Source organism: Streptomyces sp. NPDC002055 (genome assembly GCF_040296705.1).
GTDB lineage: Bacteria > Actinomycetota > Actinomycetes > Streptomycetales > Streptomycetaceae > Streptomyces.
Map to the genome: position 1 here is coordinate 23,010 of NZ_JBEOXS010000012.1, position 24,656 is coordinate 47,665.

Here is a 24,656-nt window from a genome sequence, read left to right on the forward strand (position 1 = left end):
GACGCCGGGTCCGGTGGATTGTGTTGCTGTGAACCGTCGACACGCCATAGAGTCGCCAACCGTCGGCATGGTGTCACGCTGACCTATCGATAAATTTTCCTGGTCACATCCAAGGAGGTAAGACGACTTGTGAATGAGTCGACATTTACTCCCGGGGGTGGTCAGCCAGGAATGGCTGCGCGTGGCCAGGGTCCCTCGGGGCTCGAGGCTGTCGGCTCCGTCGCTGTCCACACCTTCGCAGCCCGCCAGATCACGACAGCCCATCAGAGCATGGACGGCCATCACGTGAACGCCATGGCCGGCGACCAGGGCGGTACAGACCCCGCCACACGTCTCGCCGACTACGACGACCTGCCCGAGGGGCACTTCTACGACCCCGACGCGGAGTACGAGCCCGACCCGGAGTACGCGGCGACGCTCGCCCCGGACGCTGCCCGGCAGCGCCGGGAGCGCATCGGCCCGACGGGCCGCCCCCTGCCGTACTTCCCGATCCCGGGTCCGCTGAACGATCACGGCCCCGCCAAGATCATCGCGATGTGCAACCAGAAGGGCGGGGTCGGCAAGACGACCTCGACCATCAATCTGGGCGCCGCGCTCGCGGAGTACGGCCGGCGGGTGCTGCTGGTCGACTTCGACCCCCAGGGTGCACTGTCCGTGGGGCTCGGAGTCAACCCGATGGAGCTGGACCTGACGGTCTACAACCTGCTCATGGAGCGGGGCATGTCGGCCGACGACGTCCTCCTCAAGACGGCCGTCCCCAACATGGACCTGCTGCCCAGCAATATCGATTTGTCAGCGGCCGAGGTGCAGTTGGTCAGCGAGGTGGCCCGCGAGTCCACCCTCCAGCGGGCGTTGAAGCCGCTGCTGGCCGACTACGACTACATCGTGATCGACTGTCAGCCCTCGCTGGGTCTGCTCACCGTCAACGCGCTCACCGCGGCGCACAAGGTGATCGTGCCCCTGGAGTGCGAGTTCTTCGCGCTCCGCGGTGTGGCGCTGCTGACCGAGACGATCGAGAAGGTCCAGGAGCGGCTCAACCCGGAGCTGGAGCTCGACGGCATCCTCGCCACCATGTACGACTCCCGTACGGTGCACAGCCGCGAGGTCCTGGCGCGGGTGGTCGAGGCGTTCGACGACCACGTCTACCACACCGTGATCGGCCGGACCGTTCGCTTCCCCGAGACCACGGTCGCGGGCGAGCCCATCACCACGTACGCCTCCAACTCCGTGGGCGCCGCCGCATATCGCCAGCTCGCCAGGGAGGTGCTCGCCCGGTGCCACGCCGAGTGAGTCTTCCGGGGGCCGACGAACTGTTCCGTACCACCGGGGGGATGGCACTGCAGCCGTCCTCCCCCCGCCAGCACAGCCACGGGGAGTCCTCCGGGACCCCCCGTGTGCCGGCTCCGGCCGGCGAGCCGGACCCGGCGGCGCAGGCGCCGTCGGGCGAGGGCCGAGCGGCATCCGGCGCGGGCGCCGACGCGCCCGCGGGCCCGGACACCGCGGAGCACTCCGGACGCGAGCAGGACGAGGACCCCCGGAAGGCCGACGGGCGGAGTCCGGCGCAGACCGCCCGTCCGGCCGGCCGCCCCGGGCAGGAGGGCACGGCCCCCGCCCACCGGGCGGCCGCGGCGGCTCCGGCCGACCGGACCGCCCCCGCTCCGGGAGCCGCCGCCGGCGGCCAGCCCCGGCGGCGCGCCCGTACGGCGAACCGCCGCCCCAGTGGCCGGGAGCGCCACGACGAGAAGATCACCGTCTATGTCTCCGCCGAGGAGCTCATGGATCTGGAGCACGCCCGGCTGGTGCTGCGCGGCGAACACGGGCTGGCCGTGGACCGCGGCCGGATCGTCCGCGAGGCGGTGGCGGTCGTCCTCGCCGACCTGGAGTCGCGGGGCGACGCGAGCATCCTGGTCCGCCGGCTGCGCGGGCGCTGAGCAGGTTGCGGTCCACCACCCGGTAGGGCGGGGAGGATAGCCTGCGGTGTCGCGGGCCGAGCCCTGGTACCGGGGACCCGCGCCCGGCTTCCGGCCGGGGACCTCCAGCACCGTGGACCGCAATGCCGACGAACGACGAACCCGCGCCGAAGCCGCGTGCTTCCCGCCGCTCCTTGGGCCGAGGCCCCGGTACGGCACTGTCCGCCACGGAGCCGGCCGCCACGGAGCCGTCCACCACGGAGCCGTCCACTGCGGAGCCGGCCGTCACCGCTTCCGCCGTCGTGCCTGCTCCGGCGCCCGCGCCGGACGCCGAGGCCGTTCCCGCGCCGGACGCAGGGGTCGCTCCAGCTCCGGGCCCAGAGGCCGGTCCCGCTCCGGGTGCTGAGGCCGGTCCCGCTTCTGCTCCCGGCGCTGAAGCCGTTCCCGCGCCGGGCGCTGAGGCCGTTCCCGCGCCGGTCCCGTCCGCCACGGAGCCCGCTCTCCCGGGGGCCTCGGGCGGCGGCGCGCCCGACGTGGTGCCGGGGGACGCGGCCGATATGCCCCCGGACGCTGCCGACGGGCCCGGTGGCGCAGCCGGCGCTCCGGATCCGGCCGATGCGGCCGGTGCGCTCGACGGCGCGGGCCGCGCTCCGGATGCGCCCGACGGTGCCGACGGTGCCGACGGCGCTCCGGATCCGGCCGGTGCCCCGGCGGACGCGGCCGGTGCGGACCCCGGCGCGGCGGCCGGTGGCGCTTCCGAAGGGAGAGCCCGGGGCTCCGAAGGGGAAGCCCGGGGCGAGGAGGCCACGGGCCGGTTCACCGTCCGGCTCGCCAACTTCGAGGGGCCCTTCGACCTCCTCCTCCAACTGATCTCCAAGCACAAGCTCGATGTCACCGAGGTCGCCCTCTCCAAGGTCACGGACGAGTTCATGGCCCACATCCGGGCCATGGGACCGGACTGGGACCTCGACCAGACCACCGAGTTCCTGGTCGTCGCCGCCACCCTGCTCGACCTCAAGGCCGCCCGGCTGCTGCCCGCCGCGGAGGTGGAGGACGAAGCGGACCTGGCGCTGCTGGAGGCCCGCGACCTGCTGTTCGCCCGGCTGCTGCAGTACCGCGCGTACAAGGAGATCGCGGAGATCTTCCAGGAGCGCCTGACCGCCGAGGCCCGGCGGTACCCGCGGACCGTGGGTCTCGAACCGCACCACGCGGAGCTGCTGCCCGAGGTCGTCATCAGCATCGGCGCCGAAGGGTTCGCGCAGCTCGCGGTGAAGGCGATGCAGCCCAGGGCCAAGCCGCAGGTGTACGTCGACCACATCCACGCGCCCCTGGTCAGCGTCCGTGAGCAGGGCCAGGTGATGATCGCCCGGTTGCGCGAGTTCGGCGAGGCGAGCTTCCACGCGCTCACCGAGGACGCCCCCGACACCCTCACCGTCGTGGCCCGCTTCCTGGCGCTCCTGGAGCTCTACCGCGAACGGGCGGTCGTCCTGGACCAGGAGGAGGCGCTCGGCTCGCTCATGGTCCGCTGGACCGGCGGCGACGGGGAGCAGCCGATCGTCACGGACGAGTTCGACCAGCCCCCGGTGGACCCGTCCGGCGGGGGCGACAGCCGGCAGAAGGAGCAGTCATGAGCGAGGACAGGGCCCGCGAGGTGTCGCTGCCCGAACCGCGGCACTCCGGGTCGCCGCGGTCGCTGGAGCGGCCCGCCGGGGTGCGGCAGCCGGGGGAGGAGCACCCCCGGCCGTCACCGCCGGACGCGCAGTGGCCGGAGCGGCCGGCGGAACCGGACGGGCCGGCGGAACCGGACGGGCCTGCGGAGCCGCATGGGCCTGCGGAGCCGCATGGGCCGGCGGAGCCGGACGCGCCGGAGGGGGCCGGCCGGGAGGGGGACGGGCCGGAGGAGGCGGAGCGGCCCGCCGGGGCCTCGGCCGTCGCCGGGCTCGACCTCAAGCCCGCGCTGGAGGCCGTCCTCATGGTCGTCGACGAGCCCGCGACCGAGGAACACCTGGCCAAGGTCCTGGAGCGGCCGCGCCGGGCCGTCGCCGACGCGCTGCGCGAGCTGTCCGACGACTACGCGACCCAGGGCCGGGGCTTCGACCTGCGGCTGGTCGCGGGCGGCTGGCGGTTCTACACCCGGCCCGAGTACGCGGCGGCCGTCGAGAGCTTCGTCCTCGACGGCCAGCAGGCCCGGCTGACCCAGGCCGCGTTGGAGACCCTGGCCGTGGTCGCGTACCGTCAACCGGTCAGCCGGTCCCGGGTCTCCGCCGTGCGCGGAGTGAACTGCGACGGCGTGATGCGCACCCTGCTCCAGCGAAGTCTGGTGGAGGAGGCGGGGACGGAACCCGAAACAGGTGCGATCCTGTACAGGACGACGAACTACTTCATGGAGCGGATGGGCCTGCGCGGCCTGGACGAGTTGCCCCAGCTCGCCCCGTTTCTTCCGGAGGTGGACGCCGTCGAGGCGGATTCCCTGGAAGGGGTTCCGTCGTTCGACCCGGATGCACCGGACGATGCAGACAGTACCCACTCGACAACGGAACCTTGATGCGAAGCAGCGACAGGAACAGCGGCAACCGGAACCCTCGCGGTGCGGGCGGCGGCAAGCGCGGTGACAAGAAGCGCACCGGCACCCCCCGGCCGGAGGAGCGCCGCTACGACGTCGGCAACACCGGCCAGTCCGGTGCGAACAAGCCCGGCGGCGTCCCGCGGTCCAAGCCGAGCAACAAGCCGACCGGCAACCGCGGCCGCAAGCCCGTACCGGCCCGCCCGCGGGAGCTCGACGCCCAGATCGAGGAGCGCAACCGGGCCCGGCACAGCAAGCCGCAGCTCAAGCTGCCCAAGACCTTCGGTGAGCAGGAGGGCGAGCGGCTGCAGAAGGTCCTCGCCCGCGCCGGCATGGGATCGCGCCGCGCCTGCGAGGAGCTGATCGAGCAGCACCGCGTCGAGGTCAACGGGAAGATCGTCACCGAGCAGGGCCTCCGGGTCGATCCGGAGAAGGACGAGGTCAAGGTCGACGGGCTGACCGTGGCCACCCAGTCGTACCTGTTCTTCGCGCTCAACAAGCCGGCCGGCGTCGTCTCCACCATGGAGGACCCGGACGGCCGCCAGTGCCTCGGGGACTACGTCACCAACCGGGAGACCCGGCTCTTCCACGTGGGGCGTCTCGACACCGAGACCGAGGGCATCATCCTGCTCACCAACCACGGTGAGCTCTCCCACCGCCTCACCCACCCCCGGTACGGCGTGAAGAAGACCTACCTCGCCGCGATCCAGGGCCCCCTGCCGCGCGACCTCGGCAAGCAGCTGAAGAACGGCATCGAGCTCGAGGACGGCTACGCCCGCGCCGACCACTTCCGGGTCGTGGAGAACACCGGGAAGAACTACCTGGTCGAGGTCACGCTGCACGAGGGCCGCAAGCACATCGTCCGCCGGATGCTCGCCGAGGCCGGCTTCCCGGTGGACCGGCTCGTCCGCACCAGCTTCGGCCCGATCCCGCTGGGCGACCAGAAGTCCGGCTGGCTGCGCCGGCTGACCAACACCGAGGTCGGCATGCTGATGCGCGAGGTCGACCTCTAGAAGGTCCCGACCGCCGCGTGGCCCGGCACGGCGGACACGACCGGAACGCCCGTTCCCGCATCGGGGGCGGGCGTTTCCGTCGCCCGCCCCATCGCGGCCGGCCCCGCCCCATCGCGGCCGGCTTTCCGGAAACGGCCGCGGGAGCTGCCGGTCACCCCGGATTTCCGGGAACCGGGAGGCAGCCCCGGTGATCAACTCACTACGCTCGTCCTTCCGATGCCACCGGAAGGACTCCCACTCGTGCCACTCACCGCTACCGGCTCCCTGATCGGCCTCGCCCTCGGGGATGCCCTGGGCTTCCCGACCGAGTTCAACAACGTCCCCTCGATTCTCGCCAAGTGCGGCCCCTGGCGGGAGATGCGGCTGCCGGCCCCCGCCGTCGTCACCGACGACACCCAGATGACGATCGCCCTCGGCCGGGGCATACGCACCGCCATGGAGCACGGGCCCCTGGCCCCCGGCACGCTCGAACCGCCGGTGCGCGAGGAGTTCATCCGCTGGAACCGCTCGCCCGACAACAACCGCGCCCCCGGCAACACCTGTCTGAGCGCCTGCGCCCTGCTCGAGGACCGCGCCCTGCCGTGGCAGCGGGCCAGCCGGACCGGATCCAAGGGCTGCGGCGCGAACATGCGGGTGGCCCCGGTCGGTGTGGTCCCGGGCCTGAGCGACGAACAGCGCGCCGGCGCCGCCCAGTTGCAGGCCGCCCTCACCCACGGCCACCCCACCGCGCTCGCCGCGAGCGACCTCACCGCGCACGCGGTACGGCTCCTCGCCGAGGGCACCGCGCCCGCCCGGCTGCCGGCCGCGCTGCGCGCGTACGCCCGGGACAACCGGGCCGCCTACCACGAGCGCTGGCTCGGCGACCTCTGGCAGCACGCCCAGGCGCCGTCGGCCGTCGACTTCATCACCCGGGGCTGGGACGAGTGCCTCGCCGTCCTCGACCGGCTGGACGAGGCGCTGCGGCACCCCGACCCCGAGGCCGACCCCTGCGACGCCACCGGGGCGGGCTGGATCGCCGAGGAGGCCCTCGCGACCGGTCTGCTGTGCTTCCTGCTCTTCCCCGACGAGCCGCTCACCGCGCTGCGCCGGGCCGCCTGCACCGCGGGTGACTCCGACTCGATCGCCTGCCTGGCGGGCGCCTTCGCGGGGGCTCACCTGGGGGCGGACGCCTGGCCCCGGGAGTGGGCCGAGCGCATCGAGTACCGCGGTGACCTGCTGGCCCTCGGCGCGGCCTGGGAGGTGTGACCATGGCCGACGGAGCGGTACCCGGCGGCCCGGCGGACGCGGCGGGCCCGCCGCCGGACGGCACCGCCCTTCTCGAACCACCAGAAGAGGGGCGTCGGCGCGACGAACACCCCGCGCCGGTCGGTGTCACTCCCCTCGGTGGCGAGCCCGAAGGCGCGCGATCCCATCACACAGGAGTGGACGGTGTGGTCGCGGACCAGGACGTCCGGGGCCGGGGAGGGTGCGGCATCCCCCGATTGTGTCAGGGCATGGTCATGACCAGAGGGCGAGGCCGGTCGCCCGGCCCTCCGCGCCCCGCCGGACCTCCAGCATCCCGGCCACCGCGGTCCGGTTGATGTGGCCGTACACATGCGGGAAGAGCACGCCCGGCCCGCTGCCCGGCGGCGGCGGGAACGTGGCGGGCTCCCAGCGGACCGGGGCGTCCAGCAGCTGCTCGTCGATCAGCAGCACCATCAGCGGGCCGACGGCGTCGCGGAAGAAGGCGTCCGCGACGGCGAGCGAGGTGGCCTCGTCGGGGGAGCAGTGGATGAACCCCTCCTCACCGAGCGTCGGAGGGGCGTACGGGCGGTCCGGCACGGCGAGCCAGTCGTCCAGCGGCACCACATGGAAGATCATGCGCAACGTTCTACCCGACCGGATGCCGTCTCCCACTCTCGCCCGCCCGGAATGTCCATCGGGCCGGGCCCCGGAGACAGACGGGCCCGGCGTCTCGTGGGGCGGCCACCGCCGCGGCACCCGGCCCCGGCTGGCTAGGCTGGTCATCCGAGCAACCGGCAGGCGCGAGCGCGGAGGAGCAGAGGACGTGGCGGTACGAGCGGTCCGGGGGGCGGTCCAGCTGGAGCGGGACGAGTCCGCCCACATGCACGAGCAGGTCGGTGAGCTCCTCACCGCCGTCCTGGAGCGCAACGGCCTGACCTCCGAGGACCTGATCAGCATCTGGTTCACCGCCACCCCCGACCTGCACAGCGACTTCCCGGCCGCCGCCGCCCGCGGGATCGGTATCGTCGACGTGCCGCTGATCTGCGCCCGGGAGCTGGACGTCGAGGGCGCCATGCCCCGGGTCGTCCGCCTCCTGGCGCACGTCGAGACCGGCCTCGCCAAAGCGCAGATCTCCCACGTCTACCTCGGCGCCGCAGCCGCCCTCCGCAAGGACATCGCCCAGTGAGAACCGCCGTCGTCATCGGCACCGGCCTGATCGGCACCTCCGCCGCCCTGGCCCTGTCCGGCCGTGGCGTCCACGTCCACCTCGTGGACCACGATCCGTCCCAGGCCCGTACCGCCGCCGCCCTCGGCGCCGGCACCGACAGGGAGCCCGAGGGCCCCGTCGACCTGGCGATCGTCGCCGTGCCCCCGGCGCACATCGCCGCGACCATCGCCGACGCGCAGCGCCGCGGGGTCGCCCGGGGCTACCTGGACGTCGCCAGCGTCAAGGGCGGGCCGCGCCGCGAGCTGGAGTCCCTCGGCGGCGACCTGCGCCAGTACCTGGGCACCCATCCCATGGCCGGCCGGGAGCGCTCCGGGCCGCTCGCCGCCACCGCCGACCTCTTCGAGGGCCGGCCCTGGGTGCTCACCCCCACCCGGGACACCGACACCGAGGTGCTCAATCTCGCCCTGGAGCTCGTCGCCCTCTGCCGGGCCGTCCCCGTGGTCATGGACGCCGACGCGCACGACCGCGCCGTCGCCCTCGTCTCCCACACGCCGCAGCTGCTGTCCAGCATGGTCGCCGCCCGCCTCCAGGGCGCCGACGAGACCGCGGTGCGGCTGTGCGGCCAGGGCATCCGGGACGTGACCCGGATCGCGGCCTCCGACCCGGCGATGTGGATCGACATCCTGTCCGCCAACCCCGGCCCGGTCGCCGACGTGCTCGCCGCGGTCGCCGCGGACCTGGACGAGACGGTGCAGGCGCTGCGGTCCCTCCAGGCGGCCGACGAGAGCAAACGGCGCGACGGCGCCGCCGGCATCGAGGACGTGCTGCGCCGCGGCAACGCCGGCCGCGAGCGGGTGCCGGGCAAGCACGGCGCCGCCCCGGCCGTGTACGAGATCGTCACCGTGCTCATCGGCGACCAGCCGGGCGAGCTGGCCCGGATCTTCGCCGACGCCGGCCGGGCCGGGGTCAACATCGAGGACGTCCGGATCGAGCACGCCACCGGCCAGCAGGCCGGTCTGATCCAGCTGATGGTCGAGCCCTCCGCGGTGCCGGCGCTCACCGCCGCCCTCCGCGAGCAGGGCTGGTCGCTCCGGCAGTAGGCTCCGCCGCCGGGCACGCCGAGAACGGGCCCGGCGCCCGCGGACGCGCCCGGCGGGCTCCCGGCCGCCGGTACCACGCCGGGTACGGGCCGCTGCCGCCAGCCAGTAACCTTGTCCGAAGGCCACCTGCCCCCGGCGACCGCCGGCAGGTGCTCCCCAGCTCATCCAGCCCCGTGCACGAGGAAGGTGTTCGTCACCGTGGAAACCGCCGCCCGGACCGCACCGGCAACAGTGATTGTCGCCATCGACGGCCCCTCCGGCACGGGCAAGTCGAGCACGTCGAAGGCCGTCGCGGCCAAGCTCGGCCTGAGCTACCTCGACACCGGCGCCCAGTACCGGGCGATCACCTGGTGGATGCTGAGCAACGGCGTCGACATCCACGACGCCGCCGCCGTCGCGACCGCGTCCGAGAAGCCCGTGATCGTCTCCGGCACCGACCCGGCCGCCCCCACCATCGCGGTGGACGGCGCGGACGCCGTCGGCCCGATCCGCACCCAGGAGGTCACCGGGGCGGTCAGCGCAGTCAGCGCCGTGCCCGAGGTCCGCGCCCGCCTCACCGAGCTGCAGCGCAGCACCGCGGCCGCCGCGGAGCGGGGCATCGTCGTCGAGGGCCGGGACATCGGCACCACCGTGCTCCCCGACGCCGACCTCAAGATCTTCCTCACTGCCTCGCCCGAGGCCCGTGCCGCCCGCCGCAGCGGCGAGCTCAAGGGCAAGGAGGCCACCGACCTGGCGAGCACCCGTGACGCCCTGGTCAAGCGGGACGCGGCCGACTCCGGCCGGAAGACCTCGCCGCTGGCCAAGGCGGACGACGCGGTCGAGGTCGACACCACCGAGCTCACGCTCGAGCAGGTCATCGAGTGCGTCGTGACGCTCATCGAGGAGAAGCGGACCGCGTGACCCGCAAGGACACCGTTTCCCCGCCCGCCGGGGCGGGGGCCCCCGGCCCCGGGGGCGCGGCGGTCGGCCGCCGCATCGGTATCGGCCTGATGTACGGGCTGTGGAAGCCACGGGTACTCGGCGCCTGGCGGGTCCCCGCCACCGGCCCCGTGATCCTCGCGGTCAACCACGCCCACAACATCGACGGCCCGATGCTGATGGGCACCGCCCCCCGGCCGGTGCACTTCCTGATCAAGAAAGAGGCGTTCACCGGCCCGCTCGATCCGTTCCTGCGCGGCATCGGGCAGATCGAGGTGGACCGGACGACCGCCGACCGCACCGCCATCACCCACGCACTGGGTGTGCTGGAGCGGGGCGGGGTGCTGGGCATCTTCCCGGAGGGCACCCGGGGCGAGGGCGACTTCGCGTCGCTGCGCGCCGGGCTCGCCTACTTCGCGGTGCGCTCCGGCGCACCGATCGTGCCGGTGGCCGTGCTCGGCAGCACCGACCGGCGCGGCCGGCTCATACAGGGGCTGCCGCCGCTGCGCAGCCGGGTGGACGTGGTCTTCGGTGACGCGTTCCAGGCCGGGGACGGCACCGGAAGGCGGACGCGCAAGGCCCTCGACGAGGCGACCGTGCGCATTCAGGAGCGGCTGACCGCCCACCTGAAAAACGCCAGGCTTTCCACCGGGCGTTAGACGAGACTTGAGGACGGACCGGACCGGTCCGCCCGGACGATGGACGACGAGGAACAGACTTCATGAACGACCAGACCCCCACCGGCGACGAGCACGGTGAGCTTGGCGACGCCGAGTACGCGGAGTTCATGGAGCTCGCCGCGCAGGAGGGCTTCGACCCGGACGAGGTCGAGAGCGAGCTCGCCGCGGCGGGCCACGGCCCGCTGCCCGTCCTCGCCGTCGTCGGCCGTCCCAATGTCGGCAAGTCGACTCTGGTGAACCGGATCATCGGCCGCCGTGAGGCGGTCGTCGAGGACCGCCCCGGCGTCACCCGCGACCGGGTCACCTACGAGGCCGAGTGGGCGGGCCGCCGCTTCAAGGTCGTCGACACCGGCGGCTGGGAGCAGGACGTCCTCGGCATCGACGCGTCCGTCGCCGCCCAGGCCGAGTTCGCCATCGAGGCCGCCGACGCGGTGGTCTTCGTGGTGGACTCCACGGTCGGTGCCACCGACACCGACGAGGCCGTCGTCAAGCTGCTGCGCCGGGCGGGCAAGCCCGTGGTGCTCTGCGCCAACAAGGTCGACGGCCCCAACGCCGAGGCCGACGCCGCGATGCTGTGGTCGCTCGGACTCGGCGAGCCCTACCCGGTCTCCGCGCTGCACGGCCGCGGCACCGGCGACATGCTCGACGCCGCCCTCGACGCGCTCCCCGAGGCGCCCGCCCAGACCTTCGGCGCGGGCCTCGGCGGCCCCCGCCGGATCGCGCTCATCGGCCGCCCCAACGTCGGCAAGTCCTCGCTGCTCAACAAGGTCGCGCGGGAGGACCGCGTGGTCGTCGACGAACTGGCCGGCACCACCCGCGACCCGGTCGACGAGCTGATCGAACTCGGCGGCGTGACCTGGAAGTTCGTGGACACCGCCGGTATCCGCCGCCGCGTCCACCTCCAGGAGGGCGCCGACTACTACGCCTCGCTGCGCACCGCCGCCGCGGTCGAGAAGGCCGAGGTCGCGGTCGTCCTGATCGACGCGAGCGAGACCATCAGCGTCCAGGACCAGCGGATCATCACCATGGCCGTCGAGGCAGGCCGTGCGCTGGTCATCGCGTACAACAAGTGGGACACCCTCGACGAGGAGCGCCGCTACTACCTCGAGCGCGAGATCGAGACCGAGTTCGTCCAGATCCAGTGGGCGCCGCGGGTCAACGTCTCGGCGCGCACCGGGCGGCACATGGAGAAGCTCGTCCCGGCGATCGAGACCGCCCTGGCCGGCTGGGAGACCCGGATCCCCACCGGCCGGCTCAACGCCTTCCTCGGCGAGATCGTCGCCTCCCACCCGCACCCGATCCGCGGTGGCAAGCAGCCCCGCATCCTCTTCGGCACCCAGGCCGGGACCAAGCCGCCCCGGTTCGTCCTCTTCGCCTCCGGCTTCCTGGAGCACGGCTACCGGCGCTTCATCGAGCGGCGACTGCGCGAGGAGTTCGGCTTCGAGGGCACCCCGATCCACATCTCGGTGCGGGTCCGCGAGAAGCGCGGCCGGAAGAAGTAGGCCGCGGAGCACACGCCCGGGCGTGCCGGCCGCACCCCGTGCCGTCGGGACGGCCGGCACCGCGCGGGGAGCGGTCCGGGCCGTGACGCCCGACGGCCGGGGCCGGGCCGGCTACAGCCCGTGCCTCCGGTTGTCGCGCTGCCCCGGCGGCAGCGCAGGGGGGAACCCCGGGCGGTTCGGCCGCTGCGGATCCCAGGTCCGGACCCGGTCCCACGAACCGCGCTGCTCCGGCGCCCGGTGCTCCGGAGCACGGTGCTGGGGCGGGCGCCGGCCCCCGGTGTTGAACGGCGCGAACCCCAGGTCCTCCTCGCCCGTGCGGTCACCGGGCAGCGCGCGGAACTGCCGGCGGTACTCCGCGTACAGCGCGTCGTAGATCGGCGTCGGCGACTGCTGCGCCGGCGTCTCGTGCGGCGGGCGCATGCCGGGGATGTGGTGCTGGTACGGGGGTCGTGGGGCGGGGTCGTATGAGTGCACGTAGCTGCCAACGACCTCGGGCCCGGACGGATGCGGGGCAGCGGCGAAACCGCCTGTTCGCGGCACCGGGTGCGCGCCGGTGCCCCAGCCGGTCCGCCGGACGGCGGCCTGCGGGGCGGACTCCGCGTCACTCCCCGGACCACCCGAGGGAGGCCGGGTCATGTGCCCGCCAGCGGCATGACCGCCGAGACGAGCGCGCCGCCCGCGGCGGCCCGGTCCAGGGCGTCGCGCATCAGGTCCTCGCGCGGCTGCTGGCCGATGGAGCCCACCGGCGCGGCGAAGAGCAGGACCCGCGACATCCGGTTGACCGCCGTCCGCCAGCCGTCGGTCACGGTCAGCGGCTGGTGGGCCTGCCACCACGCCGTCGGCCGTCCGCCGGTGGCCGACGGCTGCAGGATCGCGTGCAGCTGCCCCATGGCGAACAGCACGGACCAGCCCGGCAGCACCTCGGGGATCTGCTCGACGTCCGTGACCGGCATGAAGCCCTGCTCGATGAGGAGCGGCAGGAAGTCGTCGCCGGGGCCGTCGCTGCCGGGGCGGGCGATCGGCGTGGTCGGCTCCACCACCAGGGCCGGGTACAGGCTGTCGTCGATCAGGATCAGCCCGCTGGTCACCCCGATCACCGCCTGCCGCGGGGCCGCCTGCAGGTCCTCCGGGACGGCGTACGCCGGAGCCGGTGCGGCGTGGGCGGGAGCGGCGTGGGCCGGTGCGGCGTGGGCGGGAGCGGCGTGGGCGGGCGCCTCGTGGGACGGCGGGGGGTACGCATGGGCGGCGTGGGACGGCGCGGCGTGCGCCGGGTACCCGTGCGCGTGGTGGTCGGCCGGCTCCCCCTCGCCGGTGATGCTGCGCACCGCGCCCTGCAACTGGTCCTCCGAGACCGGGACGACCTGCGAGGGAATGCAGCCGGCGTGGGCGAAGGCGAGCACCGCCGTCTCGTCACCGACGAACAGCACCGTGCTGGTGCGCTCCTGCTCGGTGTCGCCGGGAGTCCGGCAGGAGGTGCAGTCGTAGCTGCCCGGGGCGTTCTCGCCCGCGATCAGCCGATCGGCTTCTTCGTCGCCGATCTCGGCACGTACGTCATCGCTGACGTCGAGCATGCGCGGCACGGGGGGCTCCTCGATGTTCGGTGGTGGTCGCCGGGAGGAGCTCCCGGCTCATAAGAGGACAACGGGTGATCTGCCGCCCGGGTCACGCACGCGGGGACGCCGAATCCGGGCGGATCCGGCCCACTTGACGCCGCGGGGTCCGCCTGCGGGCGGACGACGGGAGCTCGACGACAGGACCTGGGCAACGCCCGCCGCCCGATGGTCCGACCGGGTCGGTCCCGAACCGCCGGCCCGGCGCGGCTCCACCGGCCCGGCGTCCGGGCGTGCGTAGCGTGTGGCATGTCGCACATCCGTGGTGTCACACCGATGGTCGTCACGCTCGCCGCGCTGCTGGGGCCGCTGCCGCAGGCCGCCTGGGCCGAGTCCGCCCCGCCCCGCAGCCGCACCGGTCCGCCGGCGGCGGCCTGGGACCGGCTGGCGCAGTGCGAGAGCAGCGGACGCTGGGACGCCAACACCGGCAACGGCTACTACGGCGGGCTCCAGTTCGGCCAGCAGACCTGGGAGGCGCACGGCGGCCGGGCGTACGCCCCGCGCGCCGACCTCGCCACCCGCTCCGAACAGATCAGGGTCGCCGAGTCCGTGGTGCGGGCCCGGGGCTGGAGCGCCTGGCCGAGCTGTTCCCGGCGGGCCGGGCTCGGTTAGGGGGCCTTGCACGGTGAGCGCCCCATGAGGTCGCTGACCGGAGCCGGTGGGCGGTGCTTCTCACGGTGCTGCTGGCGGTGCTGCCGGCCTGCCGCAACGCCCTCTGGGCGACAGGATCCAGCCGCAACTACGACGACACCGGCCAATCCGCTGTTCGCGCGTTTCGTGACGCAATGCGCGGACAACCCGGCGGGGACACCCTGTCGCCATGGCAACTGGAGGGATGGGCCGCCGCCATGTGGTTCACCGACGCCGCCCGGTCCTGCGGGGACCGGCTCACCCGCGCCTGCGTCGAGCGCTTCATGACGCGCCACGCGCCGTACACGGCGCGCGGGCTGCTGCTGCCGGTGTCGTTCACACCGTCGCCCGAACCCCCGAAGACCCGGCGGGCCTGTCCGTCCGTCGCTCGTTGGAGTGATGACGCCCGCGGTGGCGCCGGCGGCTGGACCACTCAGGGTGGTGAAATGACCGACAACTGCTTCATGGTTCCACAGCTTCCGTACAAGCCCTGATGTGGGCGGAATCGAATGGGTTCCCGATCTTCGCTACCGATATCGCATCACTTCTGGAACGAGACGGTGATAGAGACCAACCCGTAGTCGGAAAGGGCGGTCTTACCAATCGGTAGGCGGACGAGACGGGCTGTCCGCAGGGAAGCGTGGGATACGGGGACGGATGCACATCTCATTCCTGATTCATAATGCGTACGGCATCGGCGGAACCATCCGTACAACGTTCAACCTGGCACGGACCCTCTCGGAACAGCACGACGTGGAGATCGTCTCGGTCTTCCGGCACCGCGACGAGCCGGTGTTCGACCCGGGGGCGAAGGTACGGCTCAGCCATCTCGTCGACATCCGCAAGGACACCGACGGCTACGAGGGCGGCTGCCCCGAGCACCGGCGACCGGCGAGGGTCTTCCCGCAGGCGGAAGGCCGCTACCAGCAGTACAGCGAGCTCACCGACCAGCGCATCGCCCGCCATCTGCGGACGGTCGACGCCGATGTGCTCGTCGGCACCCGGCCCGGCATCAATGTGCACATCGCCCGGCAGGCCCGCCGCGGCCCGGTCCGCGTCGGCCAGGAGCACCTGACGCTCGACAGCCACTCGGAGGCCCTGCGCAAGGAGTTGCGCGGCCTGTACCCGCGGCTCGACGCCGTCACCACCGTCACCGAGGCCGACGCCACCGCCTACCGCGGGCGGATGCGGCTGCCCGGCGTACGGATCGAGGCGGTGCCCAACAGCGTGCCCGCCCCGGCCGTCGAGCCGGCCGACGGCACCCACAAGTGGGTCGTCGCTGCCGGGCGCCTCGCCAAGGTCAAGCGCTACGACCTGCTCATCAGCGCCTTCGCCACCGTCGCCGCCGAACGCCCCGACTGGCGGCTGCGAATCTACGGCGGCGGGGCCGAGAAGGACAAGCTGCGCGCCCTGATCGACCGGCTCGGCCTCTACAACCACGTGTTCCTCATGGGCCCGGCCAACCCCATCGAGCCCGAGTGGGCCAAGGGGTCGATCGCCGCGGTCACCTCCAGCCTCGAATCCTTCGGGATGACCATCGTGGAGGCGATGCGCTGCGGGCTGCCGGTGGTCTCCACCGACTGCCCGCACGGGCCCGGCGAGATCATCGACAACGGGGTCGACGGGCTGCTGGTGCCGCCGCGGAACGCCGACGCCGTCGCCGCCGCACTGCTGAAGCTCATCAACGACGACGAGCAGCGGCAGCGCATGGGCCACGCCGCCCTGCACGGCTCGGCGCGCTTCGACCCCTCCCGGGTCGCCGGCCGCTACGAGTCGCTCTTCACCGACCTGGTCGCCAAGTGCGGCCGCGGCAGCGCCCGGACCCGGCTGCGCGGCTCCCTGCACCGCACCCAGGGCGCGCTGCTCGGCGGCGCGTACGCCGTCCGGGACGCGAGCCGCGGCGCGCTGCGGAGAGGCAGCCCCGCATGACCGCCGACTCCGGACCGCCCGCCCCCACCGCTGCCGACCGGTCGGCAGAGCCCCAGTCCCGCACCGAGAAGGAGCCCATCGCCGTGACCGTCCTTCCCGTGACCCTCGGCACGGGTACCCCCGACGCCGACTGCATCGCGGACTCCGCGGGCGGTCTCACCTTCGACATCACCGCGCCCGCGGGCGCACCGGCCCCGGAGGGCTGGGACGCCGCGCTGGTCCTGCGGCGGCGCGGCGACGGCGCCGCCGACGAGGTGCGGCTGCCCCTGGTCCACGCCAACGACAGCCGGCTGCGGGCCGTGCTGCCCAGCACCGTGCCGCTGCCCGAGGGGCGCTGGGACGCGTCCGTGGCCCTCGGCGGCGGCGAACCGGCGCGGCTGGCCCCCGGCATCCTGGACCTCCGCTCCCTCGTCGACCGGCGCCCCGACCCGGACCGGCCCTCGGTGGCCGTCCGCGTCCCGTACGCGACCAAGCACGGCAACCTCTCCGTCCGCAGCTGGCACCGGACCCCGCACGCCGAGGCCGGGGAGATCCTGCTCTCGGACGGGGCGCTGACCGTCCAGGTGCGGCTGTACGGCGTGACCGCGGGCCGGGACGCCACGGCCGAGGCCCGCTGCCGCCGGGACCCCTCCCTGGTGCGGACGGCGGACGCGTGCGCGGAGAGCGCCGTCCGCGGCGGGGGCTGCGACCGGCACCTCGCCTTCACGCTTCCCTACAAGGAGCTGTCGGAGGTCTGGGAGGGCGGCGCCGACCGCTGGGACCTGTGGCTGCGCCCCACCGCCGGCGCCGAGCCGGTGCGGATCGCCCGGATCCTCGACGACGTGCCGGACAGGAAGCACATCTTCACCTACCCGGCGCAGCCGGTGACCGCCCCGCAGGGCCCGGCCGAAGTGGGCCCGTACTACACGGCGGACAACAACCTGTCCGTACGGATCGGTCCCGTGGACGGCTCCGCCGCCGCGTGATCCGCCGTCCGGGGCGGCCCGCACGGCTGCCCCGGGCCGGCTCCGGCCCCGTCCCGATTCCGGCGGGCACCGCGGGGGCCGGGCACTGAGACCCGCTGCGCCCCGAGCACTGGCCCCGGACCGCATGGGCCCGCACCGCACCGGCCCCGGACCGGCCCCGGACCGCACCCGGGCCGGGTGTCACCGGCCTGGTCATCGTTCGGACCGGTCCGCGCTCCGTGGCCCGCCGGTCTCATTTCTCCCACTCGGCCACCGCGCGCTCCCCGCCCCGCGGGGGCTCCTCCAGTTCGGCCACCTCGGGGTGGTGCAGATCGAACGCGGGCGACTCCGAGCGGATCCGCGGCAGTGTCACGAAGTTGTGGCGGGGCGGCGGACACGCGGTCGCCCACTCCAGCGACCTGCCGTACCCCCACGGGTCGTCCACCGTCACCTTGCGGCCCTCGCGCGAGGTCTGCCAGACGTTGAGGAGGAACGGCAGGGTGGACAGGCCGAGCAGGAACGCCCCGATCGTCGAGACGGTGTTGAGGGCGGTGAAGCCGTCGGCCGCCAGGTAGTCGGAGTACCGGCGCGGCATCCCCTCGGCCCCCAGCCAGTGCTGCACCAGGAACGTCGTCTGGAAGCCGATGAACAGCGTCCAGAAGTGCATCTTCCCGAGCTGTTCGTCGAGCATCCGGCCGGTGAACTTCGGCCACCAGAAGTAGAAGCCGGCGAACGTCGCGAAGACCACCGTGCCGAAGACCGTGTAGTGGAAGTGCGCCACCACGAAGTAGCTGTCGGTGACGTGGAAGTCCAGCGGCGGGGAGGCCAGGAGGACGCCGGTGAGCCCGCCGAACAGGAAGGTCACCAGGAAGCCGACCGCCCACAGCATCGGCGTCTCGAACGACAGCGAGCCGCGGAACATCGTGCCGGACCAGTTGAAGAACTTGACGCCGGTCGGGACCGCGATGAGGAAGGACAGCAGCGAGAAGAAGGGCAGCAGCACCGCGCCCGTCGCGAACATGTGATGCGCCCACACCACCACCGACAGGCCGGTGATCGCCATGGTGGCGGCGACGAGCGTCACGTACCCGAAGATCGGCTTGCGGGAGAACACCGGGAGGATCTCGGTGATGATGCCGAAGAAGGGCAGCGCGATGATGTAGACCTCCGGGTGGCCGAAGAACCAGAAGAGGTGCTGCCACAGCAGCGCACCGCCGTTCTCCGGCTGGAAGATCACCGCCCCGAAGCGGCGGTCCGCCTCCAGGCAGAGCAGTGCGGCCGCCAGCACCGGGAACGCCATCAGCACCAGGATCGAGGTGAAGAGGGTGTTCCAGGTGAAGATCGACATCCGGAACATCGTCAGGCCGGGGGCGCGCATGCAGATGATGGTGGTGATGAAGTTGACCGACCCCAGGATCGTGCCGAACCCGGCCAGCGCCAGCCCCATGATCCAGAGGTCGGCTCCGATGCCGGGCGACCGGGTGGAGCCGTTCAGCGGGGCATAGGCCGTCCAGCCGAAGTCGGCGGCCCCGTCCGGCGTCAGCAGGCTGCCCAGCACCATCAGTCCGCCGAACAGGAACAGCCAGTACGACAGCATGTTCAGCCGGGGGAAGGCCACATCGGGGGAGCCGATCTGGAGCGGCATGATCTCGTTGGCGAAGCCGGCGAACGTCGGGGTGGCGAAGAGCAGCAGCATGATCGTGCCGTGCAGGGTGAACGCCTGGTTGAACTGCTCGCTGGAGACGATCTGCAGGCCCGGACGGGCCAGCTCGGCGCGCATCAGCAGCGCCAGCACGCCGCCCGCCAGGAAGAAGGCGAACGACGTGATCAGGTAGAGGTGGCCGATCTTCTTGTGGTCGGTGGTGGTCAGCCAGTCGACGGCGATCTGCCCGGGTGTCCGCACCGGTGCGGGGCCGGCGCTAGCCTCCTCGGTCCGGCTGCTCATCAACGCCCCTTCACCCGTCGTGGCGCGGGCCCTCCGGCCGCCGCTCCACGGGAACGTTATGCCCCCTTCGCCTGGTTCGCCCGGCAGCACGCCGCAGCGGAACGCCGGTCCACCGGGCGGGAGCCACCGGGCCGGCCCCTGCCCTGTGGCACGGCGGCCCCTGCCCTGCGGCCCGGCATCCGGGGCCTCGGTGCGGGCCGGGCCGGTTCACCGGTTCCCGGCCCGCACCGGTCAGTCGCGGGGGAGCAGCGGACCCAGGGGGCCGAGGTCGATGTTGAGGTCCTCGGGTTCCAGCCCGAACTGGTCCCGCAGCTCCTCCATCTTCTCGGCGAGCAGCATCAGGGTCAGCCCGATCCGCTCCTCCTGGTCCTCCGTCAGGTCCCCCTGGTCGACCCGGCGAAGTGCCTGACGTTCCATGAGCTGGCGCAGCAGCTCGATCAGGGTCAGCACCAGGCGCATCAGATCGCGCTCGACGGTGTCCCGGTCCAGTTCCAGCCGGTTGTGCGGACGTTCCACGCCGCCGTCACCCCTCTCCGGTGTCCCACGGCGACGGCACGTTCTCGTTCACCGAGCTGATGAGCGCGTGCAGATCGATCCGGACCAGATCGACGTCGGCGATCCGCAGCGTCAGGTCGCCGGCGAGGACGACTCCGCCCGCGAGCAGCCGGTCCAGGAGGTCCACCAGCGCGATCTGCCGCTCCGCCATCGGCTCCGGGAACGGGGTCACGGGCGGGGTCAGGGACGGGGACGGTTCGATGGTCATCAGGCCGCCCCCTCCGCCCCGGAGGACCGCTCGCCTGCGGTGCCGTTCGTCGGGCCGCTGCCGTGCGTCGGGCGGGCGCCGTTCGTCGGGCCGGCGCCGGCGCCGGCGTAGGCGTCGGAGTCGGCCGAGGTGAACGAGTACGGCGCCCAGGGCCCGGTCAGCTCGATCCGCAGCCCGGCGGCCCGGCCGGCCAGTTGGCTCACCAGCGACCGGAACGCCGCCGCCTCCCCCCGGTCCACGAGATAGGCGCCGTTGAGCACGTTCTGCCCGCTCGCCCCGGAGAGCCGGGAGTCCTGCGGACGGTGCAGCCGGGAGCGTTCGGCGAGTCCGGCGAGCGCCTCATGGGCCTTCCGCGCGCGGTCGTCGGCCTGCTGCCGGGTGCTCTCCTGCGCCTTGCGCTGCTGCTGTCGTTGCCGCAGGTAGTCGCGCCCCGAAGCGGGTCGCGCACGGGCCGGCGACGCGGCGGCGGAAGCGTCCTCGGGGGCGGACGGGCCGCTGTCCGTGTAGATCTTCACGCCCCACTCGTCCCGCCCTTCCAGCAGGGCGAACGCCGGCCCGAACCGCTCCCGTCCGGAGGCGAGCATCTGCCGTACGCCCTGCTCGTCGCGGTAGACCGTGGCCAGCCGCAACGGCAGGGCGCAGCCGGTCGCGGCGACCGCGTCCACCACGTGCTGATGCGCGCGGGCGGTCCGTTCCAGCCACTCGAGGTCCTCCAGGTGCGCGCGCAGCGGCGCCTCCTCGAAGTCGGCGGCGGGCACCGCGGTCACCGCGGCCGCGAGCCCGTCCTCCGCGACCACGGCCACCGGCGCCCCGCCGATGCCGCGCAGGTCCTCGGGCAGCCGGCAGTCCGCGGAGCGGGTCACCGCATAGACGTAACTCAGCAGCGCGGTCATGGCCTCTCCTCCCGCCGGTCCGGCTTCTTCCGCTGCTCGGACGCGTCCGGCAGCTCGGGCTTCCGCCGCTCCGGATCCCGCTGTTCGAGGGCGGCGATCCGGTCGCGGAGCTCCTGGTTCTCCGCGGCGAGTTCCCGGCTGCGGCTGCCTGAGGACAGCGCCGGGTCGTGCTCCCACCAGTCGATGCCCATCTCCTTGGCCTTGTCGACCGAGGCCACGATGAGCCGCAGTTTGATGGTGAGCAGCTCGATGTCGAGCAGGTTGATCTTGATGTCTCCGGCGATCACGACGCCCTTGTCGAGCACCCGTTCCAGGATGTCCGCCAGGTTGGCGCTGCTGCCGGAGGAGCCGTACGGCTCGGGCAGGGTTCCCGTCATTTCCGGCGGTCCTCTTCTCATCGGCCGTGGCGGGAGGTCAGCGGGAGGTCAGCGGGAGGCGCGGACGCGCTCCGGCTCCTCCTCGGCCACCTCGTCGTCGTACGCGTCGTCGTAGTCGTCCTCGTGGGCGTCCTCGGTCGCATACGCGCCGTCGCCGTCGCCGTCGCCGTCGCCGTCGCTGTCGTCCTCGTCCTCGTCCTCCGCCTCGTACTCGTCGTCGGGGAGCTCCTCGTCCTCCGCCGCCTCGTCGTCGGCGTCGTGCCCGTCCTCGTCGTACGGTTCGCCGTCGTCGTCCTCGCCGTCCGGATCGTCGTACTCGGCGTCGGCCTCCTCGGCCTCCTCATAGCCCTCGGTACCGTCGTCGAACTCCTCGTCCCCGCGGCCGTCGTCCCCGGCCGCGCGGTCCTCGGCGCCGTCGCCGTGCGCCTCCTCCTGCTCTTCCTCGGCCAGGGCGTCCTCGTGGCTGAGCACGACCTCGCCGTCCCGGATCTCGCCGCGCCACTCGCCGGTGGCCTCGCCGCGCATCATCAGGAAGCGGCGGAAGTGCTTGAGGTCGAGCCGGGCGCGACGGCCTTGAGCGCGCCAGATGTTCCCGGTCTTCTCGAACAGCCCCTTGGGGTAGTACTCGATGACCAGCAGCACCGTGGTGAGGTTCTCGCCCAGCGGGTGGAAGGTGACGACGCCCTTGGTGCTGCCCTTGGCGCCCTCCGAGGTCCAGGCGATGCGCCGGTCCCGGATCTGCTCGGTGGTGTTCGCCTTCCAACTGCGGCTGGACCAGAAGATCTTGGCGCGCCAGTTGGACGTCGTGTCGTCGGCCGACTCCACCCCCTGCACGCCCTTGGCGAAGGTGCTGAACTCCTGGAACTGCGTCCACTGGTTGTACGCCTCACGGACGGGCACGCCGACGTCGATGTCCTCGACGATGGTGACGAACCTGCCCTTGCCCCCGCCGCCCTTGCGCTTGCCGCCGCCCAGGCCCTGCAAGGCGCCCTTGACCTTGTCCTTGAGGGTGTCCTTGAGGTTCGCCGCGCCGATCTCCACGGCCGACCGCACCGGGCCCTTGCCCTCGGCGAACTTCTTGCCGCCCTCCTTCGCCAGGTGGAACAGCCCGGGGCTGTTGCCCTCGGCGACGTCGTTGAGCTTCGTGGTCGCCCCGCCCAGCTTCCGGCCGGCGGATATCAACAGCCGCTGGGCCTGGGCGGCCGCGAACGCCGCGGCCTCCTCCTTGAGCCGGTCGGTGGCGGGGTTGCCCACCACGCTGTCCTTGAGCGTGGAGACGGGGTTGCCCGTGCCCTTCGGTCCGTCAGTCACGGTCGCCACCTCCGCTGCGCCGGCCGGTCGCCCGCCGGGCGGTGCCCGCGGTCTTCTTCGCCGCCGGCCCCGCGTTCCTCGCGGCCGACCCCGCGGTCTTCTTCGAAGCGGCCGGCCTCTTCGCCGGGGCCTTCCCGGAGGGGGCCTTCTTCGCCGCGGTCTTCCGGGACCCGCTCCCGTCCGAACCGGTCCCGTCCGACCTGCTCCCGTCCGACCCGGTCCGGCTCTTCCCGCCGGTCCCCTCGGCCTTCTTCGCGGGACGCCGGCGCCGCGGCGCCTCCGAGTCCTCCGAGCCCCCGGAGGCGTCCTTCCCGGCGCGGTCGCTGCCGCGTGCCTCGTACGCGTCGTCGGCGGGCTTGTCGTCCGCCGGGTGCTCGTCGTCGTCCACCGGGCCGCCGGTGAGCCTGCCCGTGTCGATCCGGTCCCGGACGTCGAGGGTCCTGCCGTGCAGGTTGTCCGCGAGTGCGTTGAGCTGCCGGGTGATCAGGGCGCTCGTCGCGGCCTTCCCCACCCCCTGCAGATCCGTGCGCAGCTGGTCGCGGACCTCGGCCAGCTGCGGGTTCGCCCGGAGCTGTTCGGTGAGCGTCCCCACGAGCTGCTGCGGGGAGAGGTTGAGCCGCTTGCCCAGGACCATGCTGCCGACGCCGATGGCCAGTCTGGCCTTCTTCGTACGTCCGAGCACATAGCCCGCGGTCACGGCCAGCGCCACTGCCAGTCGGTTCGTCATGAGGTCCTTCCCTCGTTCGAGGGGGGAGCGAATCCGCTCCCCGGAGCCGCCGCGCGGCGCTGCTGTGCGACCTCGAGACGGTCCAGCAGCTCGTCCTCGCGCCGGTCGAACTCGGCTTCGTCGATCAGCCCTTGATCGAGCTGCTCGGCCAGGCTGCTCAGCTCCCGCTGAACGGCCGCCGGGTCGTAGTACTGCCGTTCCGCTTCCGCCACCACCTGCCGCAGCACCCAGCCCGCACCGCGGACGGGTGCTGCGGGCAGCAGGAGGATCTCGCCGAGGAGGCCCATTACGCGGTCGCCCGCTCCGTGGAGACGAAGCTGTACGGCGGGAGCGGTCCGGTCGCCTGCACATCGAGCTGCGGATTGGCCTGCCGGAACTCCTCCACGGCATTGAGGAACGCCGCCGACTCGGCGCGGTTCAGCAGGAAGGAGAGATTCACCAGCCAGCCGGAGGTCTCCGGACCGTGGCTGTGCTGCTCGGCGTGCGGCGCCAGCGCCGACTCCACGGCCACGGCGTCGTGCGCCTCCCGCGTCTTGACGCCGTTCGCCACCAGCTCGCCGAGCCGCAGCCTGTCCTGGTACGAACCGCCGCCCGCGGCCCGGTTGGCCTCGGTGAGCGCGCGCACCTCGCTGTTCTCGTGCACCACCAGGTGGAGCACGGCCTCCTCGTGGTGCACGGCCTTCACGTTGTACTCCACCCGGCCGTCGAGCCGGCCGAGCTGTTCCCGGTAGTGCTCCGCCTGACCGGCGAGCGCGGCCCGCACGGCGGCGTCGTCGTCCGACAGGCTGCCGAACCGCAGGGGGAGCACGGCTCCCGAGGCGCCCGCCTCGGTCAGGACGTGCTGGTGGGCCAGCAGGTCACGGCGCTTGGGCCGCAGCTCGGTGGGAGCGTCGCTGACCACCGCGGCCAGATCGCCCTCCCGCACGGTGCGGACCGGGTTCGGCGGGTCGCCGATGCCGGCCAGCCCGTCGGGCAGACCCGGGTGCGCGGCGAGGACGATGCCGTAGACGTAGGTGCTCACTCCGACTCCTCCTTACGGCGGGACGTCGTGCGGCGGGGCCGTCGCGCCGGCTCCTTGTCACCGCCGTCCGCCTCCGACTGGCCCTGCTTGAACGCCTCGGAGAGCGTCTCGGCGGCGCCGGAGAGCGCGCCCTTGGACTTGCCCTTCGCCCCGGACTCGGTGATCTCACCGACCAGGTCCGGCAGTCCGGGGTTCTTCTTCGGGCCCGACTCCAGGTCGAGCCGGTTGCAGGCCTCGGCGAACCGCAGGTACGTGTCGACGCTCGCGACCACGATGCGTATGTCGATCTTGAGTATCTCGATGCCGACCAGTGAGACCCGCACGAACGCGTCGATCACCAACCCGCGGTCGAGGACCAGTTCCAGGACGTCGTACAGACCGCTGGAGCCGCCTGAACCCCCGGTCTGCTGCGCCGGGACAACGGACAT

Annotated in this window: 27 protein-coding genes and 2 pseudogenes; 15 read left to right on the forward strand and 14 right to left on the reverse strand. The window is 73.1% G+C overall.

Features of this window, described 5'->3' with window-relative positions; all coding sequences use genetic code 11:
- Window positions 1-171 precede the first annotated feature (171 nt).
- From ABT112_RS09560 to ABT112_RS09585, 6 genes are all read left to right on the forward strand, one after another.
- The gene (locus ABT112_RS09560) at window positions 172-1,290 is read left to right on the forward strand and encodes a ParA family protein (protein ID WP_351507408.1); all 1,119 of its coding nucleotides are present in this window, start codon (window positions 172-174) and stop codon (window positions 1,288-1,290) included.
- A 41-nt stretch (window positions 1,291-1,331) separates the two neighbouring features.
- Window positions 1,332-1,931, forward strand: coding sequence for a hypothetical protein (locus tag ABT112_RS09565; RefSeq protein ID WP_351507410.1), 600 nt, complete (start codon window positions 1,332-1,334; stop codon window positions 1,929-1,931).
- 122 nt (window positions 1,932-2,053) lie between these two features.
- Window positions 2,054-3,541, forward strand: coding sequence for a segregation and condensation protein A (locus tag ABT112_RS09570; protein WP_351507413.1), 1,488 nt, complete (start codon window positions 2,054-2,056; stop codon window positions 3,539-3,541).
- A 326-nt stretch (window positions 3,542-3,867) separates the two neighbouring features.
- A complete protein-coding gene (gene scpB, locus ABT112_RS09575) occupies window positions 3,868-4,455 on the forward strand; it encodes an SMC-Scp complex subunit ScpB (RefSeq protein WP_351507614.1) in 588 nt (195 codons plus the stop codon).
- Window positions 4,455-5,486, forward strand: coding sequence for a pseudouridine synthase (locus ABT112_RS09580; protein WP_351507415.1), 1,032 nt, complete (start codon window positions 4,455-4,457; stop codon window positions 5,484-5,486). The genes scpB and ABT112_RS09580 overlap by 1 nt, the downstream gene beginning before the upstream one ends.
- A gap of 216 nt (window positions 5,487-5,702) precedes the next feature.
- Window positions 5,703-6,731 carry an ADP-ribosylglycohydrolase family protein gene (locus ABT112_RS09585; RefSeq protein ID WP_502975296.1) on the forward strand — a complete coding sequence of 343 codons (1,029 nt, stop codon included), beginning with the start codon at window positions 5,703-5,705 and terminating at the stop codon, window positions 6,729-6,731.
- A gap of 68 nt (window positions 6,732-6,799) precedes the next feature.
- On the opposite strand, the pseudogene ABT112_RS09590 reads toward ABT112_RS09585, so the two are convergent.
- Both ABT112_RS09590 and ABT112_RS09595 read right to left on the reverse strand, forming a co-directional pair.
- A pseudogene (locus tag ABT112_RS09590) lies at window positions 6,800-6,976 on the reverse strand (DNA polymerase beta superfamily protein); the annotation flags it as partial.
- A gap of 7 nt (window positions 6,977-6,983) precedes the next feature.
- Window positions 6,984-7,346, reverse strand: coding sequence for a DUF952 domain-containing protein (locus tag ABT112_RS09595; RefSeq protein WP_351507420.1), 363 nt, complete (start codon window positions 7,344-7,346; stop codon window positions 6,984-6,986).
- Window positions 7,347-7,533: 187 nt separating this feature from the next.
- Here ABT112_RS09595 and aroH point away from each other — a divergent pair, with 187 nt between their 5' ends.
- The 5 genes from aroH to der all read left to right on the forward strand — a co-directional run bounded on the left by aroH (window position 7,534) and on the right by der (window position 12,078).
- Window positions 7,534-7,896: a chorismate mutase gene (gene aroH, locus ABT112_RS09600; protein WP_351507422.1), complete on the forward strand. Its 363-nt coding sequence runs from the start codon at window positions 7,534-7,536 to the stop codon at window positions 7,894-7,896.
- A complete protein-coding gene (locus ABT112_RS09605) occupies window positions 7,893-8,978 on the forward strand; it encodes a prephenate dehydrogenase (RefSeq protein ID WP_351507424.1) in 1,086 nt (361 codons plus the stop codon). Before aroH ends, ABT112_RS09605 begins: the two co-directional genes overlap by 4 nt.
- 198 nt (window positions 8,979-9,176) lie before the next feature.
- Window positions 9,177-9,878 carry a (d)CMP kinase gene (gene cmk, locus ABT112_RS09610; protein ID WP_502975297.1) on the forward strand — a complete coding sequence of 234 codons (702 nt, stop codon included), beginning with the start codon at window positions 9,177-9,179 and terminating at the stop codon, window positions 9,876-9,878.
- Between the two features lie 89 nt (window positions 9,879-9,967).
- Window positions 9,968-10,555 carry a lysophospholipid acyltransferase family protein gene (locus ABT112_RS09615; RefSeq protein ID WP_351507616.1) on the forward strand — a complete coding sequence of 196 codons (588 nt, stop codon included), beginning with the start codon at window positions 9,968-9,970 and terminating at the stop codon, window positions 10,553-10,555.
- Window positions 10,556-10,617: 62 nt separating this feature from the next.
- Entirely contained in the window at window positions 10,618-12,078 is a 1,461-nt protein-coding gene (gene der / locus ABT112_RS09620) for a ribosome biogenesis GTPase Der (RefSeq protein ID WP_351507427.1), read from the forward strand.
- Between the two features lie 111 nt (window positions 12,079-12,189).
- Here the strand turns inward: der and ABT112_RS09625 are convergent, their stop codons facing one another.
- Both ABT112_RS09625 and ABT112_RS09630 read right to left on the reverse strand, forming a co-directional pair.
- On the reverse strand, window positions 12,190-12,498 hold the full coding sequence (locus ABT112_RS09625) for a hypothetical protein (RefSeq protein WP_351507429.1): 309 nt from the start codon (window positions 12,496-12,498) through the stop codon (window positions 12,190-12,192).
- Window positions 12,499-12,710: 212 nt separating this feature from the next.
- Window positions 12,711-13,658, reverse strand: coding sequence for a DUF8842 C-terminal domain-containing protein (locus tag ABT112_RS09630; protein WP_351507431.1), 948 nt, complete (start codon window positions 13,656-13,658; stop codon window positions 12,711-12,713).
- 279 nt (window positions 13,659-13,937) lie between these two features.
- On the opposite strand from ABT112_RS09630, the gene ABT112_RS35340 reads away from it, so the two are divergent.
- The 4 genes and pseudogenes from ABT112_RS35340 (at window position 13,938) to ABT112_RS09650 (ending at window position 17,212) form a co-directional block, all read left to right on the forward strand.
- Window positions 13,938-14,300 (forward strand): transglycosylase family protein, encoded by a 363-nt coding sequence (locus ABT112_RS35340; RefSeq protein WP_502975298.1) that lies wholly within the window; start codon window positions 13,938-13,940, stop codon window positions 14,298-14,300.
- 83 nt (window positions 14,301-14,383) lie between these two features.
- Window positions 14,384-14,812, forward strand: a pseudogene (locus ABT112_RS09640) (ABC transporter substrate-binding protein); the annotation flags it as partial.
- Window positions 14,813-14,975: 163 nt separating this feature from the next.
- Window positions 14,976-16,247, forward strand: a complete 1,272-nt coding sequence (locus ABT112_RS09645) for a glycosyltransferase family 4 protein (protein WP_351507433.1) — start codon at window positions 14,976-14,978, stop codon at window positions 16,245-16,247.
- Entirely contained in the window at window positions 16,244-17,212 is a 969-nt protein-coding gene (locus tag ABT112_RS09650; RefSeq protein WP_351507434.1) for a hypothetical protein, read from the forward strand. Before ABT112_RS09645 ends, ABT112_RS09650 begins: the two co-directional genes overlap by 4 nt.
- 232 nt (window positions 17,213-17,444) lie before the next feature.
- Here the strand turns inward: ABT112_RS09650 and ctaD are convergent, their stop codons facing one another.
- The 10 genes from ctaD to ABT112_RS09700 all read right to left on the reverse strand — a co-directional run bounded on the left by ctaD (window position 17,445) and on the right by ABT112_RS09700 (window position 24,656).
- Window positions 17,445-19,136 (reverse strand): aa3-type cytochrome oxidase subunit I, encoded by a 1,692-nt coding sequence (ctaD, locus tag ABT112_RS09655; RefSeq protein ID WP_351507436.1) that lies wholly within the window; start codon window positions 19,134-19,136, stop codon window positions 17,445-17,447.
- A 231-nt stretch (window positions 19,137-19,367) separates the two neighbouring features.
- Window positions 19,368-19,652 carry a gas vesicle protein K gene (locus tag ABT112_RS09660; protein ID WP_351507438.1) on the reverse strand — a complete coding sequence of 95 codons (285 nt, stop codon included), beginning with the start codon at window positions 19,650-19,652 and terminating at the stop codon, window positions 19,368-19,370.
- 7 nt (window positions 19,653-19,659) lie between these two features.
- Window positions 19,660-19,842 (reverse strand): gas vesicle protein, encoded by a 183-nt coding sequence (locus ABT112_RS09665; RefSeq protein WP_351507617.1) that lies wholly within the window; start codon window positions 19,840-19,842, stop codon window positions 19,660-19,662.
- Window positions 19,843-19,898: 56 nt separating this feature from the next.
- Window positions 19,899-20,792, reverse strand: coding sequence for a GvpL/GvpF family gas vesicle protein (locus tag ABT112_RS09670; protein WP_351507440.1), 894 nt, complete (start codon window positions 20,790-20,792; stop codon window positions 19,899-19,901).
- On the reverse strand, window positions 20,789-21,169 hold the full coding sequence (locus ABT112_RS09675; protein ID WP_351507441.1) for a gas vesicle protein: 381 nt from the start codon (window positions 21,167-21,169) through the stop codon (window positions 20,789-20,791). The genes ABT112_RS09670 and ABT112_RS09675 overlap by 4 nt, the downstream gene beginning before the upstream one ends.
- Before the next feature lie 48 nt (window positions 21,170-21,217).
- Window positions 21,218-22,480, reverse strand: coding sequence for an SRPBCC family protein (locus ABT112_RS09680; protein ID WP_502975299.1), 1,263 nt, complete (start codon window positions 22,478-22,480; stop codon window positions 21,218-21,220).
- Window positions 22,473-23,207 (reverse strand): hypothetical protein, encoded by a 735-nt coding sequence (locus tag ABT112_RS09685; protein ID WP_351507443.1) that lies wholly within the window; start codon window positions 23,205-23,207, stop codon window positions 22,473-22,475. Before ABT112_RS09685 ends, ABT112_RS09680 begins: the two co-directional genes overlap by 8 nt.
- Window positions 23,204-23,494 (reverse strand): gas vesicle protein GvpG, encoded by a 291-nt coding sequence (locus ABT112_RS09690; protein ID WP_351507444.1) that lies wholly within the window; start codon window positions 23,492-23,494, stop codon window positions 23,204-23,206. Before ABT112_RS09690 ends, ABT112_RS09685 begins: the two co-directional genes overlap by 4 nt.
- Window positions 23,494-24,228: a GvpL/GvpF family gas vesicle protein gene (locus ABT112_RS09695; protein WP_351507446.1), complete on the reverse strand. Its 735-nt coding sequence runs from the start codon at window positions 24,226-24,228 to the stop codon at window positions 23,494-23,496. Before ABT112_RS09695 ends, ABT112_RS09690 begins: the two co-directional genes overlap by 1 nt.
- Window positions 24,225-24,656, reverse strand: a complete 432-nt coding sequence (locus ABT112_RS09700; RefSeq protein ID WP_351507448.1) for a gas vesicle structural protein GvpA — start codon at window positions 24,654-24,656, stop codon at window positions 24,225-24,227. Before ABT112_RS09700 ends, ABT112_RS09695 begins: the two co-directional genes overlap by 4 nt.